Here is a 16,507-nt window from a genome sequence, read left to right as displayed (position 1 = left end):
ATGCCATAGTTGGATGATCCGCACGACCGATCTGAGGACGACCATGACAGACGACGCCTTCTGGGATGCCGCCCAGCGACACCTGATCCGCTACATCCCTGCGTTCACTCCGCGCATCATCGAACGCGCCTCGGGGTCGTACGTCTACGACTCCGACGGCAACGCGATCCTCGACTTCACGTCGGGTCAGATGAGCGCCGTGCTGGGCCATTCGCATCCCGCGATCGTCGAAGCGGTATCGAATTCGGTTGCCACGCTTGACCATTTGTTCAGCGGCATGCTCAGCAGGCCCGTCGTCGACTTTGCTTCGCGGCTATCTACGACGCTGCCCGACAACCTCACGCGCACAGTGTTGTTGACCACGGGAGCCGAATCGAATGAGGCGGCGATCAAGATGGCCAAGCTCGCTACGGGACGCTACGAGATCGTCTCGTTCGACCGGTCGTGGCACGGAATGACCTCTGGCGCAGCGGCTGCCACGTTCTCGGCGGGGCGGCGCGGCTACGGCCCGACGCTGCCGGGCAACTTCACGCTTCCCACCCCGAACGCCTACCGCTCGCCGTTCCGCAACGCCGACGGGTCCTACGACTGGGAAGCCGAACTGGAGTACGGGTTTGCGGCCGTCGACACGCAGTCGAACGGCTCGCTCGCCGCGTGCATCGTCGAACCGATCTTGTCGTCGGGTGGCATCATCGAACTGCCCGACGGATACCTCGCGCGGCTGCGGCAGATGTGCGACGACCGGGGCATGCTGTTGATCCTCGACGAGGCGCAGACCGGACTCGGCCGCACCGGCACGATGTACGCATTCGAGCGCGACGGAGTTGGGCCGCACATTCTTACGCTCTCGAAGACTCTCGGCGCGGGCCTACCCGTCGCGGCCGTCGTGACGAGCGCGGAGATCGAAGACCGTTGCGCAGAGCGAGGATTCCTGTTCTACACCACGCACGCGTCCGACCCCCTCGCCGCGACCGTTGCCCTCACGGTGCTCGACGTGATCGAACGAGAGGGACTCGTCGAGCGTGCAGCCAAGCTCGGAGATGTTCTGCGCGAGAGGCTGATCGGGCTGCGCGACGACGTCGAGGTTGTCGGCGACGTCCGCGGCCGCGGACTACTGCAGGGCGTCGAGCTCGTGACCGACAAGGCGTCGCGCACACCTGCGGATGCGTTGGGCGCCAAGGTGACTGCCGCCTGCCTTGAGCGCGGACTGCACATGAACATCGTCCAGCTACCCGGCATGGGCGGCATCTTCCGCATCGCTCCGCCGCTGACGACCAGCGACGACGAACTCCACCGGGGCCTCGACATCCTGACCGACTCCCTCGCCGCGTCGCTCTGAGTGCGGGTGGTTCGGCGCGGGGGTGTGGGCTCCACGACGCGGGCACGCACCCACTACCCCGACGTCAACCGAGCTCGTCGACGCCGAGCGCGCGCAGGACGGTCGCGAGCTTCGCCGACGTCTCGTCGAGCTCCGCCTGCGGCTCCGACCCGGCGACGATGCCGCCGCCGGCCCAGGTGCGGACATGGCGACGGTCGTCGGACAGTTCGAGCGAACGGATGGTCACCATCCACTCGCCGTCGCCCGCGGAGCCCGACCATCCGACGGCGCCCGCGTAGAATCCACGACGCTCCTCGTGATTCGAGATGAACTGTGCTGCAACATCTCCCGGTGTTCCGCACACCGCTGGTGTTGGGCTCAGCAGCAGTGCGAGGTCGAGGGCGGTGATCGTCGGATCGGTCAGTACCCCGCGAATCGGTGTTGTCAGGTGCCACATCTCGCCGGTCGAGACCAGCGACGGCTGGTCAGGCACGTCGAGTTCGCGACAGATCGGCTCGAGCGCGTCGCGGAGATGGTCGACGACGAATGCGTGCTCGGCCCGGTCCTTCGTCGAGGCCAGTAGTGCCCGGCCGGCAGCATGATCGACGTCGGGGTCTGCTGAGCGAGCCGCCGATCCCGCGTAGGGGCGGCACGTAACCTCGAGACCTTGCTTGCGCAGCAATACTTCTGGGCTCGCTCCGATGAGCCATCGAGCTCGCGGGTCGGTGTGCTCGTCGACGCTGAGGTCGACGAGAAACGCAGAGTGCTCGGCGTTTCCGTACGCCAGGGCTTCGAGAAGTCGGTCCGGGTCGACGGGAGGTTCGACGTCGAATTCGACGGCGCGCGCGAGCACGACCTTCGACAACGCCCCCGCGTCGATCTCGTCGATGGCACGTGCGACCCGGTCCCGATGCGTCGCGGCGTCGGGAATCAATGTGACGCACTCGGCGTGAGCAGGCTCCGGCGCTTGCCCCACGATCGCCGAACCGCTGTGCGTGATGGTTTCGGGAACCAGCAGCGCGGCGTCGTCGGCGGCTGTGAACCCGATCGCCCCGGTGACGGCGCCGATGCGCCCGGAACGCAACGCCTCGGCAGCCTCGGTGGCGTCGGTGAATCCCGCGGACGCGCCACGTGCTCGAACGGTGCCGTGCGGCCTGGACAGGACGAAGACCTCCGAAGCTGGCATGGATTCACGCTACCGGTTGCGTGGAAGCGCAACCGCGCACAGACCGGCGAGGCCGGCGTACAGAATCGGAGTCATTAGCGCGCTCGGTGATCGCGCCCTCGGCGGCCTTTCGTGCACGCTGAGTGAAAGTTGACAGCTCAGCGTCGCGTCGGTGATCCTTGGAACAGGTCATGAGTGCCAGCGACAAGCCCCGGCTAGCTGGTCGGCAACCCTCCTCCGCGGTGGGGTGCTCCGGGTGACGACCTGGCCGTGTCCAGGGTGGGTACGGCAAGCGTGGATTCCAAGGAGACTATTCGATGACTGCTGTCGTCACCCGTTCGCACACCGAGTTTTCGCAGGCCAAGGCTGTTTCGCCTGTGCAGACCCCAACTATCGCCCCACTTGCCGACGTCGTCGGAGCCGCCGAATGCGCGCCGCTTTCCGACGGTACGACGGTGCGCTACGCCAACTTCGACTACGCCGCCAGCGCCCCGGCGCTCACCGCGGTGGCGCAGGCCGTTGCCGACTCGCTGAGCACTTACGCCAGCGTGCACCGTGGTGCGGGGCATCTGTCGCAGGTCACGACGCGTCGCTACGAGGAGTGCCGCGAGACAGTTCGACGCTTCGTCCGTGGTCGCGCCGACGACGCCGTCGTGTTCACTCGCAACACCACCGACGCGATCAACCTCGCGGCGCATGTGACGCCCGGCGACGTTGTCGTTCTCGACATCGAGCACCACGCGAACCTGCTTCCATGGGTCGAACGCAAAGACAAGTGGACGCGCATCGTCGAAGTTGCATCGACCATCGACGAGACTCTCGCCGCCGTCGAGCGTGAACTCGCGGCCAAGCCCGCCGCGCTACTTGCGGTGACCGCGGCGTCGAACGTGACCGGCGAGGTCCTCCCGATCTCGCGACTCGCGTCGATTGCGCACCGGCACGGCGCCCGAATCCTCGTCGACGCCGCGCAACTCGTTGCTCACCGCCCGGTGTCGATCGTCAGTCACGGCATCGACTACCTCGTCTTCTCGGGCCATAAGCTCTACGCGCCGTTCGGCGCGGGTGTGCTGATCGGACGCACCGACTGGCTCGACGCCGCGCAGCCGTACCTGGCGGGCGGCGGTGCAACTGCAGACGTCGACGTCGAGGCCGGTTGCGCGTCGGTGTCGTGGCACACGGGTGCAGCGCGTCACGAAGCGGGATCTCCTAATGTGTTGGGCGCCATCGCGATCGCCGCCGCATGCGACGCGATCACCGACCTCGGACACGAGTGGATCGGCGCACACGAGGCGTACCTGTGCGCACAACTCGACGCCGGACTCGCCGAGATCGACGGAGTCACCCCCTTGCGTGTCTTCGACGACGACCTCGAGCGCGTCGGCATCGCAGGCTTCACCGTCGACGGCCATAGCCCGCGCGAGGTGGCGGAGTACCTGAGTTCGGAACACGGCATCGGTGTGCGCGACGGAAAGTTCTGCGCGCACCCGTTGCTCGACCGACTCGGTTATCCCGACGGCGCTGTACGCGCGAGCTTCGGACTCGGCAGCTCGTCCGACGACGTCGACCGCCTGCTCCACGCGCTGCGCTGCCTGAGCGATCGCGGCGCCGACGCCCCCGACATCCACCACCGAAAGGCACACTCGTGACGATCCAATCGAGTTCTCCGACAGACGTTCTCGCCGACCAGCTCCTTGCTGCCGACACCGGCGTCATCACCATCGGCCGCCCGGCACTGCGGGTTGCGATCGTCGGCGACGCCGGTGCCGCCGAACTGCCGATCGTCGTGCGACGTTCGACGCTGCGCGACGCCCAGCGCACTCGCTCGCTACTGCGGGCAGGCACCCGTGACACCGCGAACTTCTCGGTAGCACTGGCAGTCGAGGTTGCGATTGCACCGCATCCGGGGTCGGCGCGCGCGTCTGTCGCCTCGGTGTCGGTTGCGGGCTCGGCGGTGACGTCTGCCGGCGATCCCGCAGAAACCGTGCGTTACGTCGGCACCCCGCACGGCCTGGCCACACTGATCCGCGACATCTACGCGGCCGAGGTCGCCGACGCCGTGCTCATCGTTCCGATCGACGGCTCGGCCACCGAGCACCGCGTGCGCGCAGAGGTGCTGCCGCAGTTCGAGTCTCGCCGCGCTGCGTGATCTCGACAAGCTCGATCAGCGGGTAACAAGCTGATCAGCGGGTGGTGATCTCGACAAGCTCGATCAGCGGGTTGGGCTGGATCGGCGGGTTGGGCTCGGTCGGCGGTTGGTGATCTCGACAAGCTCGATCAGCGGGTGGGGCTCGGTCAGCGGGTTGGGCTCGATCAGCGGGCGGCGTAGGCGCGGGCCAGGTCGAGGCGCTGCCACGACTGTGCGCCGGGGTGCTGGTCGTCGAGTGGGTATCCGGCCGGGTAGGCGGTGCGGCTTAGTAGGTCGGTGGCCTGCGCGCGGGTGAGGCGAGGATGTGCGCGCAGCACGAGGTCGACGGCTGCGGGCGGTACGACAAACGCTGCACTCGGCGAGCCGATGCGCGAGAGTCCGTAGGACATGCGCGCGTCGTAGTCGGCCAGGGCGCCGGGTGTGCTGCGATACGGTGTGTCGCGCGCGATGCACGTCGATAGTGCTGCGCGGCAACGCCATTCGAGTTCTGCGCGGAGTTCCTGCCCGGCGGCCACGATCAACGGTCGGAAGCGTGGGTCGGCGTATCGGTCGGCGACGGCGGCGTCGGCGACCATGCGTCCGGCGATCACGTCGAGCGGGTAGTGCACGCCGAGGACGACGCGGTTGTACCCGGCCTCGCTACCGCGCGCAAGAAACTGTGGTGCGAGTTCGGGAATCATCAGTGCGAGCAGCCCGGTGCGGATCATTGCCGAGGCGGTGTGCCCGGACGGGTACGACGAGCCGTCGGATTGCACGTCGCTCTTGGACCTGCCGGGCCGGTTGTACACCGTGATGCGGTCGGGTTCGGCCACATACGGACGGTCGTTGTCAGACAGGGCCTTCTCGACCGCCGTGGACGCAGCGATGCCTTGGCCCCGGGCGAATAGTGTGTCGAGCAGAGCCGAGACCTTGGGCAGTCGTTTGTCAGCAAGGGCCTGACGGAAATCGCTACCGAGGTTGGCGCCGAACGCATCCGACATTGTGTAGAGCTGTGTCTGCGACAAGCCGTCAATCGCGTAGCCGTCGTCGAGTGCCCGTTTCTGACGTGCCGGATCGTTCTTCGCCGACTGATTGATCGCTGCGGCCCTGTCCGAGTTCTCGGCGATCGTGTCAGGGTGATTTTTGCGAATGTCGGTGAAGCTCGAGATCACCGGCCAGTAGATGATGTCAGAGCCGTGGACGTCGGACTGGTACACCGTCGCGATCGCACCCGCGGGGAACGGCGTCGGGTTGGGTCGAGGCGGCGCCGCGACGGCCGTGGGTACCTGTGCGCCGAGGAGTGCGCAGGCGGTCAGAGCGGTGGCTGCGACGACGCGCCTGAGCGATCTGACGGGAATGTGGATCGATGACATCGAGTGTTTCCTCACTTGCCCAGGTAGACGGTCTTGTCGGCGCCCGGGTAGGGCTTACCTTCATCGGTGGTGCGGCACAACGCTTTTGTAGCACCCTGTGCGCTCGCAAGCGCCCATTCGGGTGTTGATTTGAAAGTTCGGAGGTCGTTGACGGCACGGCCCCCGTTGAACACCGCGTTGACCGAGACATCTGACAACGGGATGTAGTGGTTGAGTTCGCCGCCGGCCGTGAGGTTCTGCAGCACTCCGGCAGCATAGGTGAGGCCGGGACCGCCGATGACGGGCAGACCTGCGACCGTTTCGAACACGCCGATCAGCTCGTCCTTGTCCTTCGGGACGAAGGCGTTGCTGAGGTACACCTTGTGTAGGTTGGCTCGGACGCTCTTGACGCTCGCCGCAAACGACGCCTGTTGCGATTTCGGCAGCGTCGAACCATGCGTCGCGCCGACGTAGACGATGGCCTCGTCCAGGCTCAAGCCCGCCAGCGGGCGACAGTCGCCACTCGACGGACTCAACGACTTCGCGAAGGTGGTCAGCTCAGGGCTGACGTTCACGGCGAAGGCGTTCTTGACCCTCTCCCGTTGGACCGGTTTGGTGCCGTCTCCGGCCGCCAAACACGTGCTGTCTGCCTTGTCTCCGAGGGCGTTTCCGCCCTTCTCGGCTGCGGTCCCCGGCAGCTCGACGACCGTTTTCACGATCTTTCCCGCGATGGAGCCGATGATGCTGCTGACGATCGGCACACCGACGGCACCCGAGACGGCCTTCGATGCGACCTCGTCGAGGATGGTCGCGATGTTGTCGAGGACGATCGCGTCGTTTGCCTCGATCCCTACGAGAACGGTCTCGATCGCGTCGTTGAGCGTGATCGAGGAGAGTCGGTAACCGTCACGGTAGGTGCCGTTCTTGATCGACAACACCTGCTGGACCAGCGCATTGGCGCCGTGGGTGGCCTGGACGCCTTGACCGGGACTCACTTCCGACCCGCGCTGAGTTACCACGAGCGTGCTGACGGTGCTGTTGTGCAGTTGCGTGGAGAAGCGGCCGGCGGCGCTGTTGATCGTCGTTGCGGCTCCGGGCGCTCGGGCGTCGAGCGACTTGGCAACGATCGGCACGAGTTCACCGAGCGTCAGTGTGCTACCCGACCTGCATTCGGTGGGGAACGGCGCAGACGGTTGGCCGAGGGGTGCGGCATGCGCGGACGTCGCGCCGACGGTTACCGTCGCGGCCACGGCAACCGCCGTCAGCCCCGCAGCGAGGGCCAGTGTGCGCCGTGGAGTAACGGCGGAGTGCTCAGAATGCATGAGAGTCCAATCGTTGCGGAAAGTCGGCCGTCGTGAGTGTCGGTCGGGTTGTCAGAGATGGCGAATAGTTCAGGCGCGCCGTAGTTTTGGCTGTCCGACGCGCGTGTACCAACTGAAGGCGGGGTACACCGACGACGCCGGGTTCGTCACGTCCTTCACGTAGAACCAGTTCATCTGCGCGCGTGACCTGTCGATCTCCATGACTCCGAAACCGTGTGTGGTGAGCTCGACGTCCTTGATCCAGGGGTTCGCGGTCTTGATGGTCTCCTGGGCGACGTCCATGGTCGTCGTGACGGGCGCCGCGAGTGCCCTGTTGATGGCGATGGTGTCGTAGCCGCTGGCCGCGGTGATGCTCGGCGGGGTGAATTCGCACGCGACCACGCGCCCGCTCGCATCCTTGCCGTAGTGGGGCGCGTTGAGGGGAATCTCGCTGGCCCACGAGCTGTGGATGTCGCCGGTGACGAGCACGACACTCTTCTTGCCCGCCTTGTCGATCGCCTGCAGCAGCGCACGACGTTCGGCTTGATATCCGTCCCACTGGTCGTTGTTGATCGTGATCCCGTCGGCGGGCAGGCCGATCTGATTGTGCAGCCAGTCAGCGACGCGCGGGTCGGTGGTCTCGGGAATCACCAGCGGAGCCATCATCACCTCGTTGCCGATCACCTGCCAGCGCGCTGACGACGTCGTGATCGAGGTCTCGAGCCACTTGTATTGCGTCTTACCGGTGATGCTCTGGTTGGGATCGTCGACCTTGAGGTAGGACTGCTTGTCGCGGTAGGAGCGTAGATCGGGGATGATCAGCTCGGCGAGCTGACCGAAGCGGAACCGGCGGTAGAGGTGTTCGCCGTTGTCGATTGAATTGGGGCGCACCGGCATCCACTCGAAGTACGCCTTGTCCGACGCACGTTTGCGAGCGCTCCAGCTGCCCTGGGTGAGAGTCTTGTGGTTCTCGGCGCCGTCTCGGTAGGAGTTGTTGGCGGATTCGTGGTCATCCCACATGCAGATGAAGGGGTGAGCGGCATGTGCGCGGGCGAGATCGGGATCCTGGTGGTACTTGCCCTGCCGGATCCGGTAGTCGTCGACGGTGACGGTCGCGTGGACCGGAGCGGTGGTGCGGACGGTCTCGTTGTAAGCGCCGGGATATCCGCCGGTCTCGTATTCGTAGGTGTAGTCGCCGAGGTGAAGCACGAAGTCGAGGTCATCCCGCTGAGCCATGCCGCGGTAGGAGATGAAATGGCCCGCTTCGTAATTCGCGCACGAACAGACCGCGAACCGAAGCTTGTCGATGTCGGCCGACAGCGCTGGTGCGGTCTTGGTGCGCCCAGTCGGTGAAACAGTGCCTGCCAGTGGGCCGTCGGCCACGACGAAACGATAGAAGTACCGGGTCGACGGTGACAGGCCGGCCGCGTCGACCTTGACGGTGTGGTCGCGATCGACAGAGGTGGTGAAGACGCCTGACGACACGATGCGCGCGAAGCCCGGGTCTTGGGACACCTGCCACCGGACGTTCGTCGGTTCGCCGAATCCCGACCCGGGTGTTGCCCGCGGCTCAGGAGTGACCCGGGTCCACAGGATGACGCGGTCAGACAGCGGATCTCCGGATGCCACCGAGTGCAGGAAAGCCTGATGGCGCGGTGCGGCAACCGCTTCGGATACACCGGATGCGAGCGCGGCCGCTGTGCCGGCCGCGGCGGCAGCGGTCTGCATGAGCCGCCGACGCGACATCGACGGAACAGCAGAGGTCTTCGAATCGGGCAGGCTGTGAAGTTCGCGGGTCACGAGAAGTTAGCGAAGCGGTCTTTGTTGTCCAATAGGCGAACAGCAGGCAAAGAAGACCTCATGAGACGCGTATGTGAATCCCCACTCAGTTTGTGCCGCAGCGAGTTGCCGGACGGGCGCGCGACTATGTGCTTGCGACCACACGATCACGTGGCCGTGCCGATGAGCACCGCGTGGGCGCAGAGGCGTTGCCGCAGTTTGGGTCTCGGCGGGGTTGGTGATCTCGACAAGCTCGATCAGCGGAGTGGGCTCGATCAGCGGGTGGGGCTCGATCAGCGGGTGGGTGATCTCGACAAGCTCGATCAGCGGGTAACAAGCTCGATCAGCGGGTAACAGTCTCGATCAGCGGCTCGGGCTTAGCCAGCGGCTCTGGGTCTCAGCGGGCGGCGTAGGCGCGGGCGAGGTCGAGCCGCTGCCACGACTGTGCGCCGGGGCGTTGGTCGTCGAGCGGGTATCCGGCGGGATACGCGGTGCGTCGCAGCAGATCGGTGGCTTGCGCGCGGGTGAGGCGAGGATGTGCGCGCAGCACCAGGTCGACGGCCATCGGCGGTACGACAAACGCTGCACTCGGCGAGCCGATGCGTGAGAGTCCGTAAGACATGCGCGCGTTGTAGTCGGCCAGAGCGTCGGGCGTGCTGCGATACGGAGTATCGCGCGTAATGCACGTCGAAAGTACTGCGCGGCAACGCCATTCGAGTTCGGCGCGGAGTTCCTGGCCTGCCGCTACGATCAGTGGGCGGAAGCGTGGGTCGGCGTATCGGTCGGCGACGGCGGCGTCGGCGACCATGCGTCCGGCGATCACGTCGAGCGGGTAGTGCACGCCGAGGACGACGCGGTGATAGCCGGCCTCGCTACCGCGCGCGAGGAATTGTGGTGCGAGTTCGGGAATCATCAGTGCGAGCAGCCCGGTGCGGATCATTGCCGACGCGGTGTGCCCGGACGGGTACGACGAGCCCCCGGAGAGCACGTCCTCGTCGGTCTTGCCCGGCAGGTTGTAGACCTTGATCCGGTTCGGCGCCACCTTGTACGGCCTGGGGTTGTCGGAGATTTCCTTCTCGACGAGCGTCGACGACGCGATGCCTTGGCCGCGTGCGGCGAGTGTGTCGATGAGTGCGGTCACCTTCGGCAGGCGCTTCTCGGTGAGCGCTTGGCGCACATCAGCGCCGAGCTCGGTCCCGAACGCATCGGTCATGGCGTGTAATTGCTTCTGCGACAACCCGTCGATCGCGTACGCGTCGTCGAGTGCGCGCTTGCGCAATGCCGGATCATCCTGTGCCGCATTGTTGATCGCGACCGCCTTCTCCAGGTTCTCCGACATCGTGACGGGGTGGTGCGCACGAATGTCGGTGAAGCTCGAGATCACCGGCCAGTAGATGACGTCAGAGCCGTGGACATCCGACTGATAGAGGGTGGCCAACGCTCCGACCGGGAATGCGGTGGGTGTCGGTTTCGGCGGCGCTGCCTGCGCGGTCGCGGGGGCGCCGAACACCGCACACATCACCGCTGTTGTTGCGACGAGTCCGCTGGCGAGTTGTCGCGGGAGTCTCATGTCGTGGTTCCTGTCGATAGAAGGTCGGGGTCGGGTTCCGGCGAAACGAGTTATGTGCGAATCAGTTTCGGGGTACCCGCCCGCGTCGACCAACCGAATGCTCGCCGAGTCGTCGAACGCGGGTCGAATACATCCGCGACGTAGAACCATTCCATTGTGGCCCGCGCGGGCGTCACGGTCATCACCCCGAATCCGTGTGTCGTCAGTTCGACATCCTTGATCCACGGGTTGGCCAATTTGATGGCCTCCTGACCGGCGGACAGCACCGCGACCGTCGGGGCGTCGAGTGCGCGGCTGACCGCGATGCTGTCGTGCGCACTCGCGGCCGTGATGCTGGGGACGGTGAACTCACACGCGACGGCACGTCCCGAGCGGTCTTTTCCATAGTGAGAAACGTTGAGCGGCAACTCACTTGCCCACGAGCTGTGGATGTCTCCCGCGACCAGAACCACGTTTCGCTTGCCCGCCTTGTCGATCGCGGACAACAGTTGTCGACGCTGCGCCGCGTACCCGTCCCACTGATCGTTGTTGACCGGGAAGCCGTCTCGGGGGACTCCGACCGTGTCGTGTAACCACTCGGCGAGTCTTGGATCGGTCGACGCGGGAATCGTCAGCGGCACCATCATCACTTCGCTGCCGATCACCTGCCAGCGGGTCGACGACGTCGTGATCGAGGTCTCCAACCAGGTGTACTGCTGTGCTCCGGTGATCGACTGCTTCGGATCATCAACGCGCGCAGTCGATTGCTTGTCGCGATACGAGCGGAGATCGGGAATGATGAGCTCGGTCAGTGTGCCGAAACGGAGGCGTCGATACAGGTGCTCGCCGTTCTCGAGCGAGTTCGGACGTACCGGCATCCACTCGAAGTACGCCTGTGTTGCTGCACGTTTGCGAGCAGTCCAACTGCCCTGCGTCCGCGGGTCGTGGTTCTCCGCACCGTCGCGGTAGGAGTTGTCGGCCGATTCGTGGTCGTCCCATATGCAGACAAACGGATGCGCGGCATGGGCGCGGGCAAGGTCGGGGTCCTGGTGGTACTTTCCCTGCCGGATGCGGTAGTCGGTCAGGCTCACCGTCGCGTGTCTCGGTTCGACCTTGCGAACAATCTCGCCGAATGCTCCTGTGTAGCCGCCGGATTCGTACTCGTAGGTGTAGTCGCCGAGGTGCAGGATGAAGTCGATGTCGGTGCGCTCGGCCATGGCCCGGTACGAGATGAAGTGTCCTGCTTCGTAATTCGAGCACGAGCAGACTCCGAACCGCAGACGGTCGATGTCCGCCGAGGCCGCGGGGGCTGTCTTCGTTCTGCCCACTGGTGACACGGCGCCTGCCGCGGGACCGTCGAGCACGGTGAAGCGGTAGAAGTATCGCGTCGCGGGAGCAAGTCCCGCGGCGTCGACCTTGACCGTGTGGTCGCGCTGGGCCGTGGTCGTCACGCTTCCGGACGCGACGACACTGCCGAATGCGTTGTCGTGCGCGACTTCCCAGCGCACCGCGGTCGGGTCGCCAAGGCCGGAGCCGGGTGTCGCGCGTGCGTGGGGTGTGACGCGCGTCCACAGGATCACGCGGTCGGGGAGCGGATCACCCGAAGCCACCGAATGCGCAAAGACGCCGGAGCCTCCCGGGGCCGCCGCTGCCGACGGAATCGCCGCCGACGCGACGGCGGCGGTGCCCGCAGCCACCGTCGCCGACTTCAGGAACGTCCTGCGCGTCACATGTGACATCTGCGAAGACTGTGTCAACTGCGGAGTCTGTGACAACTGCGAAGGCAATGGTGTACTGACCGGTTTGGGAAGTCTGTGAGCCACGAGGAGTCAGTCAAAACCCGCCATGTGACCGGATTGGGTGTTTCAGGTGAACGGCGGGTGTCGACGCTCAGGCCTCGCCGCGCTCCCACTGCTCGATCAGGCCCGCCTGCGACTCCTCGGTCAGCAGTCCGTAGAGCTTGAACCGTGCCATGCCGCCGTCGGGGAAGATGTCCATCCGCGCTTCGGTCATCGGCCGGTCGAGATCGATGACGAAGCGGTGGCGAGTGTCGGGTTGCAGCTCGGTGCGCGGCAACACATCGAACCATTCACCGTCCTCGCCGTCTCTGCCACGCACCGTCGCTGCTCCCGGCGCGTTGCCGATGAAGTAGCTGGTGTCGAGTTCGACGAGACTGACCCTGCCCTGGCCCGCGAGGCGCACCTGCACCCAGTCGTTGCCGGAGTCACGACGGCGGCTGGTCTCCCATCCCTCGCCCATGTGCCGTGCGCGACCGGGCATCAGCAGGTTGTTCGGTGAGCTGTAAAACATGTTCGAGCATGCCGTGATCAGTCCGCCGTTCTCGAGGGCGGCGAGATCGAAGTGGCCGTAGCGGAAGAAGTGCGGATTCGGCACACCGCGGCCGTGAACACGGAAGCGTGCGACACCGCCGTCGGGATGCATGGTGAGTCGGACGTGCGTGAAGCGGCCCTTTGCGTCGACCTTGAACGGATTGCGGGTGTCGCCGTCGACCTGAGTCCTCTCGACGATCGTTGTCCACTCGGCGTCGTCGACGAGCTGTTGCGCCGACACGACGCCTTCGACCGCGGTGGCCTCCACCGAGATCTCGGGCGGATAGTTGCCCTTGAACCACGACGTGTCGACGACGACGCCGTAGATCACGCCGGGCGCCCCGAGTCGGATGATCGCCTGGTCGACGCCGTCGCGGCGTCGACGTCGTGTCTCCCAGCCGTCGTAGACCTGGCCCTTGTGCCCGAACGTCGCGGGGCGGTACTCGGCCGGACCGGTCTTGATCAGGTTCTGGACCTCAGCGAACAGATCGTCGTTGGTCCAGACCACCGCGCCGCCGAGATCGCGCAATGCGAGGTCGGGCATCGAGGTGAAATGGGGGCGGCTACCTGACGGTGGTGGAGGCTGAGGAGTCACGAATGTCCATGTTAGTGGGCTGTTTGCGTACCGCAGAACTCGAGCGCATACTTGCGCTCGGCATTTGCTTGCAACATGCAACTACTTGCAGTAGGCAACATCTGTCGGCTTTGTCCGTTAGGTAGCGAAAGGCGGTGACCCGTGCTCGAACCGGAGTCGATCGACCAGCTCTTCGATTCGCTCAGCCGATACATGCGTGTCCGGGATCGCGCGGTCCACACCACGTTCCGCACGAAGGATGGAGAGTTCGAGACCGCAGCATTCCGCGGGTTGTTCCACCTCGACCGTGCGCCCATGCGGTCCAGCGAACTCGCCGCAGCGCTCAACGCCGATCCGTCGACCGTGTCGCGGCACGTCGCGCAACTCGTCGACCTCGACCTGGTGCGCCGCGAAGCCGACCCGGCCGACGGACGCGCGACGCTTCTCGTGATCACCGACGCGGGACGTCGACGCGTCGAGGGCATGCGAGCGATGCGTCGTGAAGCGTTCGAGTCCGCGATGACGGACTGGAGCCAAGACGAACTGTCGACGCTGGTGGTGTTGTTCGACCGCTTCGTCGACGCCGCGGAGCAGTTAATTGCGCCCGCAGGCGAACATTCCGGGAAAGGAACGAGATGACAGACGAGACGCAGGTGTCCACGCCATCTGACGAGGTGGCGGGCGCCGGTCTGACCCACCGGCAGATCCTCACGATCCTGGCCGGCTTGATGCTGGGCATGTTCCTCGCGGCGCTCGACCAGACCATCGTGTCGACCGCGATCCGCACCATCGCCGACGACCTGCACGGCTACGACATGCAGGCATGGGTGACCACCGCCTACCTCGTCACGTCGACCATCGTCACTCCGCTCTACGGCAAGCTCTCCGACCTCTACGGCCGCAAACCCTTTTTCCTGCTTGCCATTTCGATCTTCATCGTCGGATCGCTGCTGTGCTCGCTCGCGACGTCGATGTACGAGCTCGCGGCGTTCCGCGCTCTGCAGGGGCTCGGCGCAGGCGGTCTGTTCACCCTGGCGCTGACGACGATCGGCGACATCGTCCCACCGCGTGAGCGCGCGAAGTATCAGGGCTACTTCCTCGCGGTGTTCGGCACGTCGAGTGTGCTCGGTCCGGTACTCGGTGGTTTCTTCGCCGGTCAGTCGACGATCCTCTGGGTGTCGGGGTGGCGCTGGGTCTTCTTGGTGAACGTTCCGATCGGCATCCTCGCGCTGATCGTCGTCGCCAAGGTGCTCAACTACGACCAACAGAAGGGTCGGGGCGGCCGTACCGACTACTGGGGTGCGTTCGCGCTCGCCGTCGGCATCGCGCCGCTGCTGATCGTGGCCGAGCAGGGCCGCGAATGGGGCTGGTTCTCGGGTTGGGCATGGCTCTGTTACGGCGTCGGAGCCTTCGGCATCGCGCTGTTCGTCTGGATCGAACACAAGATGGGCGACGACGCGCTGATCCCGTTGCGCGTCTTCAAGAATCGGGTGTTCGCGCAGGGCATCGTGATCTCGATGGTCGTCGGTGCGGTGATGTTCGGCGGGATCTCGATGTTGCCCCAGTACTTCCAGGTGCTGCGCGGCTCGAGCCCGATGGTCGCGGGCCTGCAGATGCTGCCGATGGTTGTCGGTCTGATGATGGGTTCGATCGCGTCGGGTCAGATGATCTCGCGCACAGGCAGATACAAGGTGTTCACGATCGTGGGTGCGGTGCTCATCACCGTCGCCACGTTCCTGTTGCACCTGGTGAGCACGTCGACACCGGTTTGGATCGTCATGCTCATGGCGTTCCTGCTCGGCTTCGGACTGGGCAACCTGATGCAGCCGATCACGCTCGCGATGCAGAACATCCTGCCGCCCAAGGACATGGGCCTGTCGACCGGCACCGCGACCTTCTTCCGCCAGATCGGCGCGACTCTCGGTGTGGCCGTGTTCTTCTCACTGCTGTTCAGCATGATGGGACCGAACATCAAGGACGAGATGGTGTCCGCGGCGCAGACTCCCGAGTATCGCGCCGCAGTCGTGCGGGCAGCGGGCAGTGATGATCCGCAGGTCAGCGAGTTCGCCAAGGGTCTCATTGCGGCGTCGCAGAATCCAGGGGGAGCGTCGGGGTCGTCGGACGCGGTGATGAGCGACACGTCGATCATCGAGGAGTTGCCCGCCGAACTGGGCGATCCGATCAAGGAGGGCTTCGCGAACTCGATGGACACGGTGTTCTTGACGGTGTCGATCGTCTCGCTGCTCGCGATCATCGGCACGGTCACGTGGAAGGAACTCCCACTGCGTCGCGGGAAGCCGGCCGCCGAAACTGTGGCTGCCGAGTAGGGCAGCGACTAGTACCAAAGAAAATCCACCTCATCTGTGCCGGTTCACCTTCGGCAGTGCCGAAGGTGACGCGCAACAGATGAGGTGGATTTTTCAGTATGTAGCGGCAGGGGCGTCGATCAGTGTCCCGGGAAGCGCTCGACGGCGGCCTGTGCCACCTTCTCCGCCTCGTCCTTGCCGACCCAACCGCCCGGTGTGACCGACTTGCCGGGCTCGAGATCCTTGTAGTGCTCGAAGAAGTGCGAGATCGCGTTCAGCTCGAACTCCGACACGTCGCCGACGTCCTGGATGTGGTCCCAGCGCACGTCCTTGGCGGGCACGCACAGCAGCTTGTCGTCGCCGCCTGCCTCGTCGGTCATCGTGTACATCGCGACCACACGAGCCTTGACCACGACGCCCGGGTACACCGACTCGGGCAGCAGGACCAGCGCGTCGAGCGGGTCGCCGTCTTCGCCGAGTGTGTTGTCGATGTAGCCGTAGTCGGCGGGGTAGCCGAATGCGGTGTAGAGATAGCGGTCGAGGAATACCTTTCCGCTCTCGTGATCGACCTCGTACTTGTTGCGACTTCCCTTGGGGATCTCGATGGTCACATCGAATTCCACGGTTCCTCCTTGATCGTGGCGCCTCGGACGGGATCGGTGCGCCGTCGGCAGGTGTCGACAGCCGCGGTCCGGCTGTGCGAATCGC

Annotated in this window: 13 protein-coding genes and 1 riboswitch; of the genes, 5 read left to right on the top strand and 8 right to left on the bottom strand. The window is 65.3% G+C overall.

What is annotated here, in order from left to right; translation table 11 throughout:
• Window positions 1-43: 43 nt before the first annotated feature.
• A complete protein-coding gene (locus tag ACRVY7_RS09030; RefSeq protein ID WP_431816805.1) occupies window positions 44-1,339 on the top strand; it encodes an aspartate aminotransferase family protein in 1,296 nt (431 codons plus the stop codon).
• A 64-nt stretch (window positions 1,340-1,403) separates the two neighbouring features.
• Here the strand turns inward: ACRVY7_RS09030 and ACRVY7_RS09025 are convergent, their stop codons facing one another.
• Window positions 1,404-2,504 (bottom strand): isochorismate synthase, encoded by a 1,101-nt coding sequence (locus tag ACRVY7_RS09025; protein ID WP_431816804.1) that lies wholly within the window; start codon window positions 2,502-2,504, stop codon window positions 1,404-1,406.
• A gap of 166 nt (window positions 2,505-2,670) precedes the next feature.
• A riboswitch (SAM riboswitch) is annotated at window positions 2,671-2,784 on the top strand.
• A 16-nt stretch (window positions 2,785-2,800) separates the two neighbouring features.
• On the opposite strand from ACRVY7_RS09025, the gene ACRVY7_RS09020 reads away from it, so the two are divergent.
• Together ACRVY7_RS09020 and ACRVY7_RS09015 are read left to right on the top strand one after the other, a co-directional pair.
• The gene (locus tag ACRVY7_RS09020) at window positions 2,801-4,129 is read left to right on the top strand and encodes an aminotransferase class V-fold PLP-dependent enzyme (RefSeq protein ID WP_431816803.1); all 1,329 of its coding nucleotides are present in this window, start codon (window positions 2,801-2,803) and stop codon (window positions 4,127-4,129) included.
• Complete coding sequence (locus ACRVY7_RS09015) at window positions 4,126-4,629, top strand: hypothetical protein (protein WP_431816802.1); 504 nt, start codon at window positions 4,126-4,128, stop codon at window positions 4,627-4,629. Before ACRVY7_RS09020 ends, ACRVY7_RS09015 begins: the two co-directional genes overlap by 4 nt.
• A 164-nt stretch (window positions 4,630-4,793) precedes the next feature.
• Here the strand turns inward: ACRVY7_RS09015 and ACRVY7_RS09010 are convergent, their stop codons facing one another.
• The 6 genes from ACRVY7_RS09010 to alc all read right to left on the bottom strand — a co-directional run bounded on the left by ACRVY7_RS09010 (window position 4,794) and on the right by alc (window position 13,463).
• Window positions 4,794-5,981: a phosphatase PAP2 family protein gene (locus ACRVY7_RS09010; RefSeq protein WP_431816801.1), complete on the bottom strand. Its 1,188-nt coding sequence runs from the start codon at window positions 5,979-5,981 to the stop codon at window positions 4,794-4,796.
• Window positions 5,982-5,992: 11 nt separating this feature from the next.
• Window positions 5,993-7,282 carry a hypothetical protein gene (locus ACRVY7_RS09005; RefSeq protein WP_431816800.1) on the bottom strand — a complete coding sequence of 430 codons (1,290 nt, stop codon included), beginning with the start codon at window positions 7,280-7,282 and terminating at the stop codon, window positions 5,993-5,995.
• Between the two features lie 69 nt (window positions 7,283-7,351).
• Complete coding sequence (locus tag ACRVY7_RS09000; protein ID WP_431816799.1) at window positions 7,352-9,061, bottom strand: alkaline phosphatase D family protein; 1,710 nt, start codon at window positions 9,059-9,061, stop codon at window positions 7,352-7,354.
• 376 nt (window positions 9,062-9,437) lie between these two features.
• Window positions 9,438-10,610 (bottom strand): phosphatase PAP2 family protein, encoded by a 1,173-nt coding sequence (locus ACRVY7_RS08995; RefSeq protein WP_431816798.1) that lies wholly within the window; start codon window positions 10,608-10,610, stop codon window positions 9,438-9,440.
• Window positions 10,611-10,660: 50 nt separating this feature from the next.
• The gene (locus ACRVY7_RS08990) at window positions 10,661-12,328 is read right to left on the bottom strand and encodes an alkaline phosphatase D family protein (RefSeq protein WP_431816797.1); all 1,668 of its coding nucleotides are present in this window, start codon (window positions 12,326-12,328) and stop codon (window positions 10,661-10,663) included.
• A gap of 151 nt (window positions 12,329-12,479) precedes the next feature.
• On the bottom strand, window positions 12,480-13,463 hold the full coding sequence (gene alc, locus ACRVY7_RS08985; protein ID WP_331436689.1) for an allantoicase: 984 nt from the start codon (window positions 13,461-13,463) through the stop codon (window positions 12,480-12,482).
• Window positions 13,464-13,706: 243 nt separating this feature from the next.
• Between alc and ACRVY7_RS08980 the strand changes: the two genes are divergently transcribed.
• Entirely contained in the window at window positions 13,707-14,132 is a 426-nt protein-coding gene (locus ACRVY7_RS08980; RefSeq protein WP_431817061.1) for a MarR family winged helix-turn-helix transcriptional regulator, read from the top strand.
• Window positions 14,129-15,820 (top strand): MDR family MFS transporter, encoded by a 1,692-nt coding sequence (locus tag ACRVY7_RS08975; protein ID WP_431816796.1) that lies wholly within the window; start codon window positions 14,129-14,131, stop codon window positions 15,818-15,820. Before ACRVY7_RS08980 ends, ACRVY7_RS08975 begins: the two co-directional genes overlap by 4 nt.
• A 119-nt stretch (window positions 15,821-15,939) precedes the next feature.
• Here ACRVY7_RS08975 and ACRVY7_RS08970 read toward each other — a convergent pair whose 3' ends face one another.
• Window positions 15,940-16,422, bottom strand: a complete 483-nt coding sequence (locus ACRVY7_RS08970) for an inorganic diphosphatase (RefSeq protein ID WP_005207556.1) — start codon at window positions 16,420-16,422, stop codon at window positions 15,940-15,942.
• Between the last annotated feature and the right edge of the window lie 85 nt (window positions 16,423-16,507).

The sequence above is a fragment of the Gordonia jacobaea genome, from assembly GCF_965344965.1.
Lineage (GTDB): Bacteria > Actinomycetota > Actinomycetes > Mycobacteriales > Mycobacteriaceae > Gordonia > Gordonia jacobaea.
Note: the sequence above shows the minus strand (reverse complement) of the source record. Positions and strands in the feature narration are given on the sequence as shown.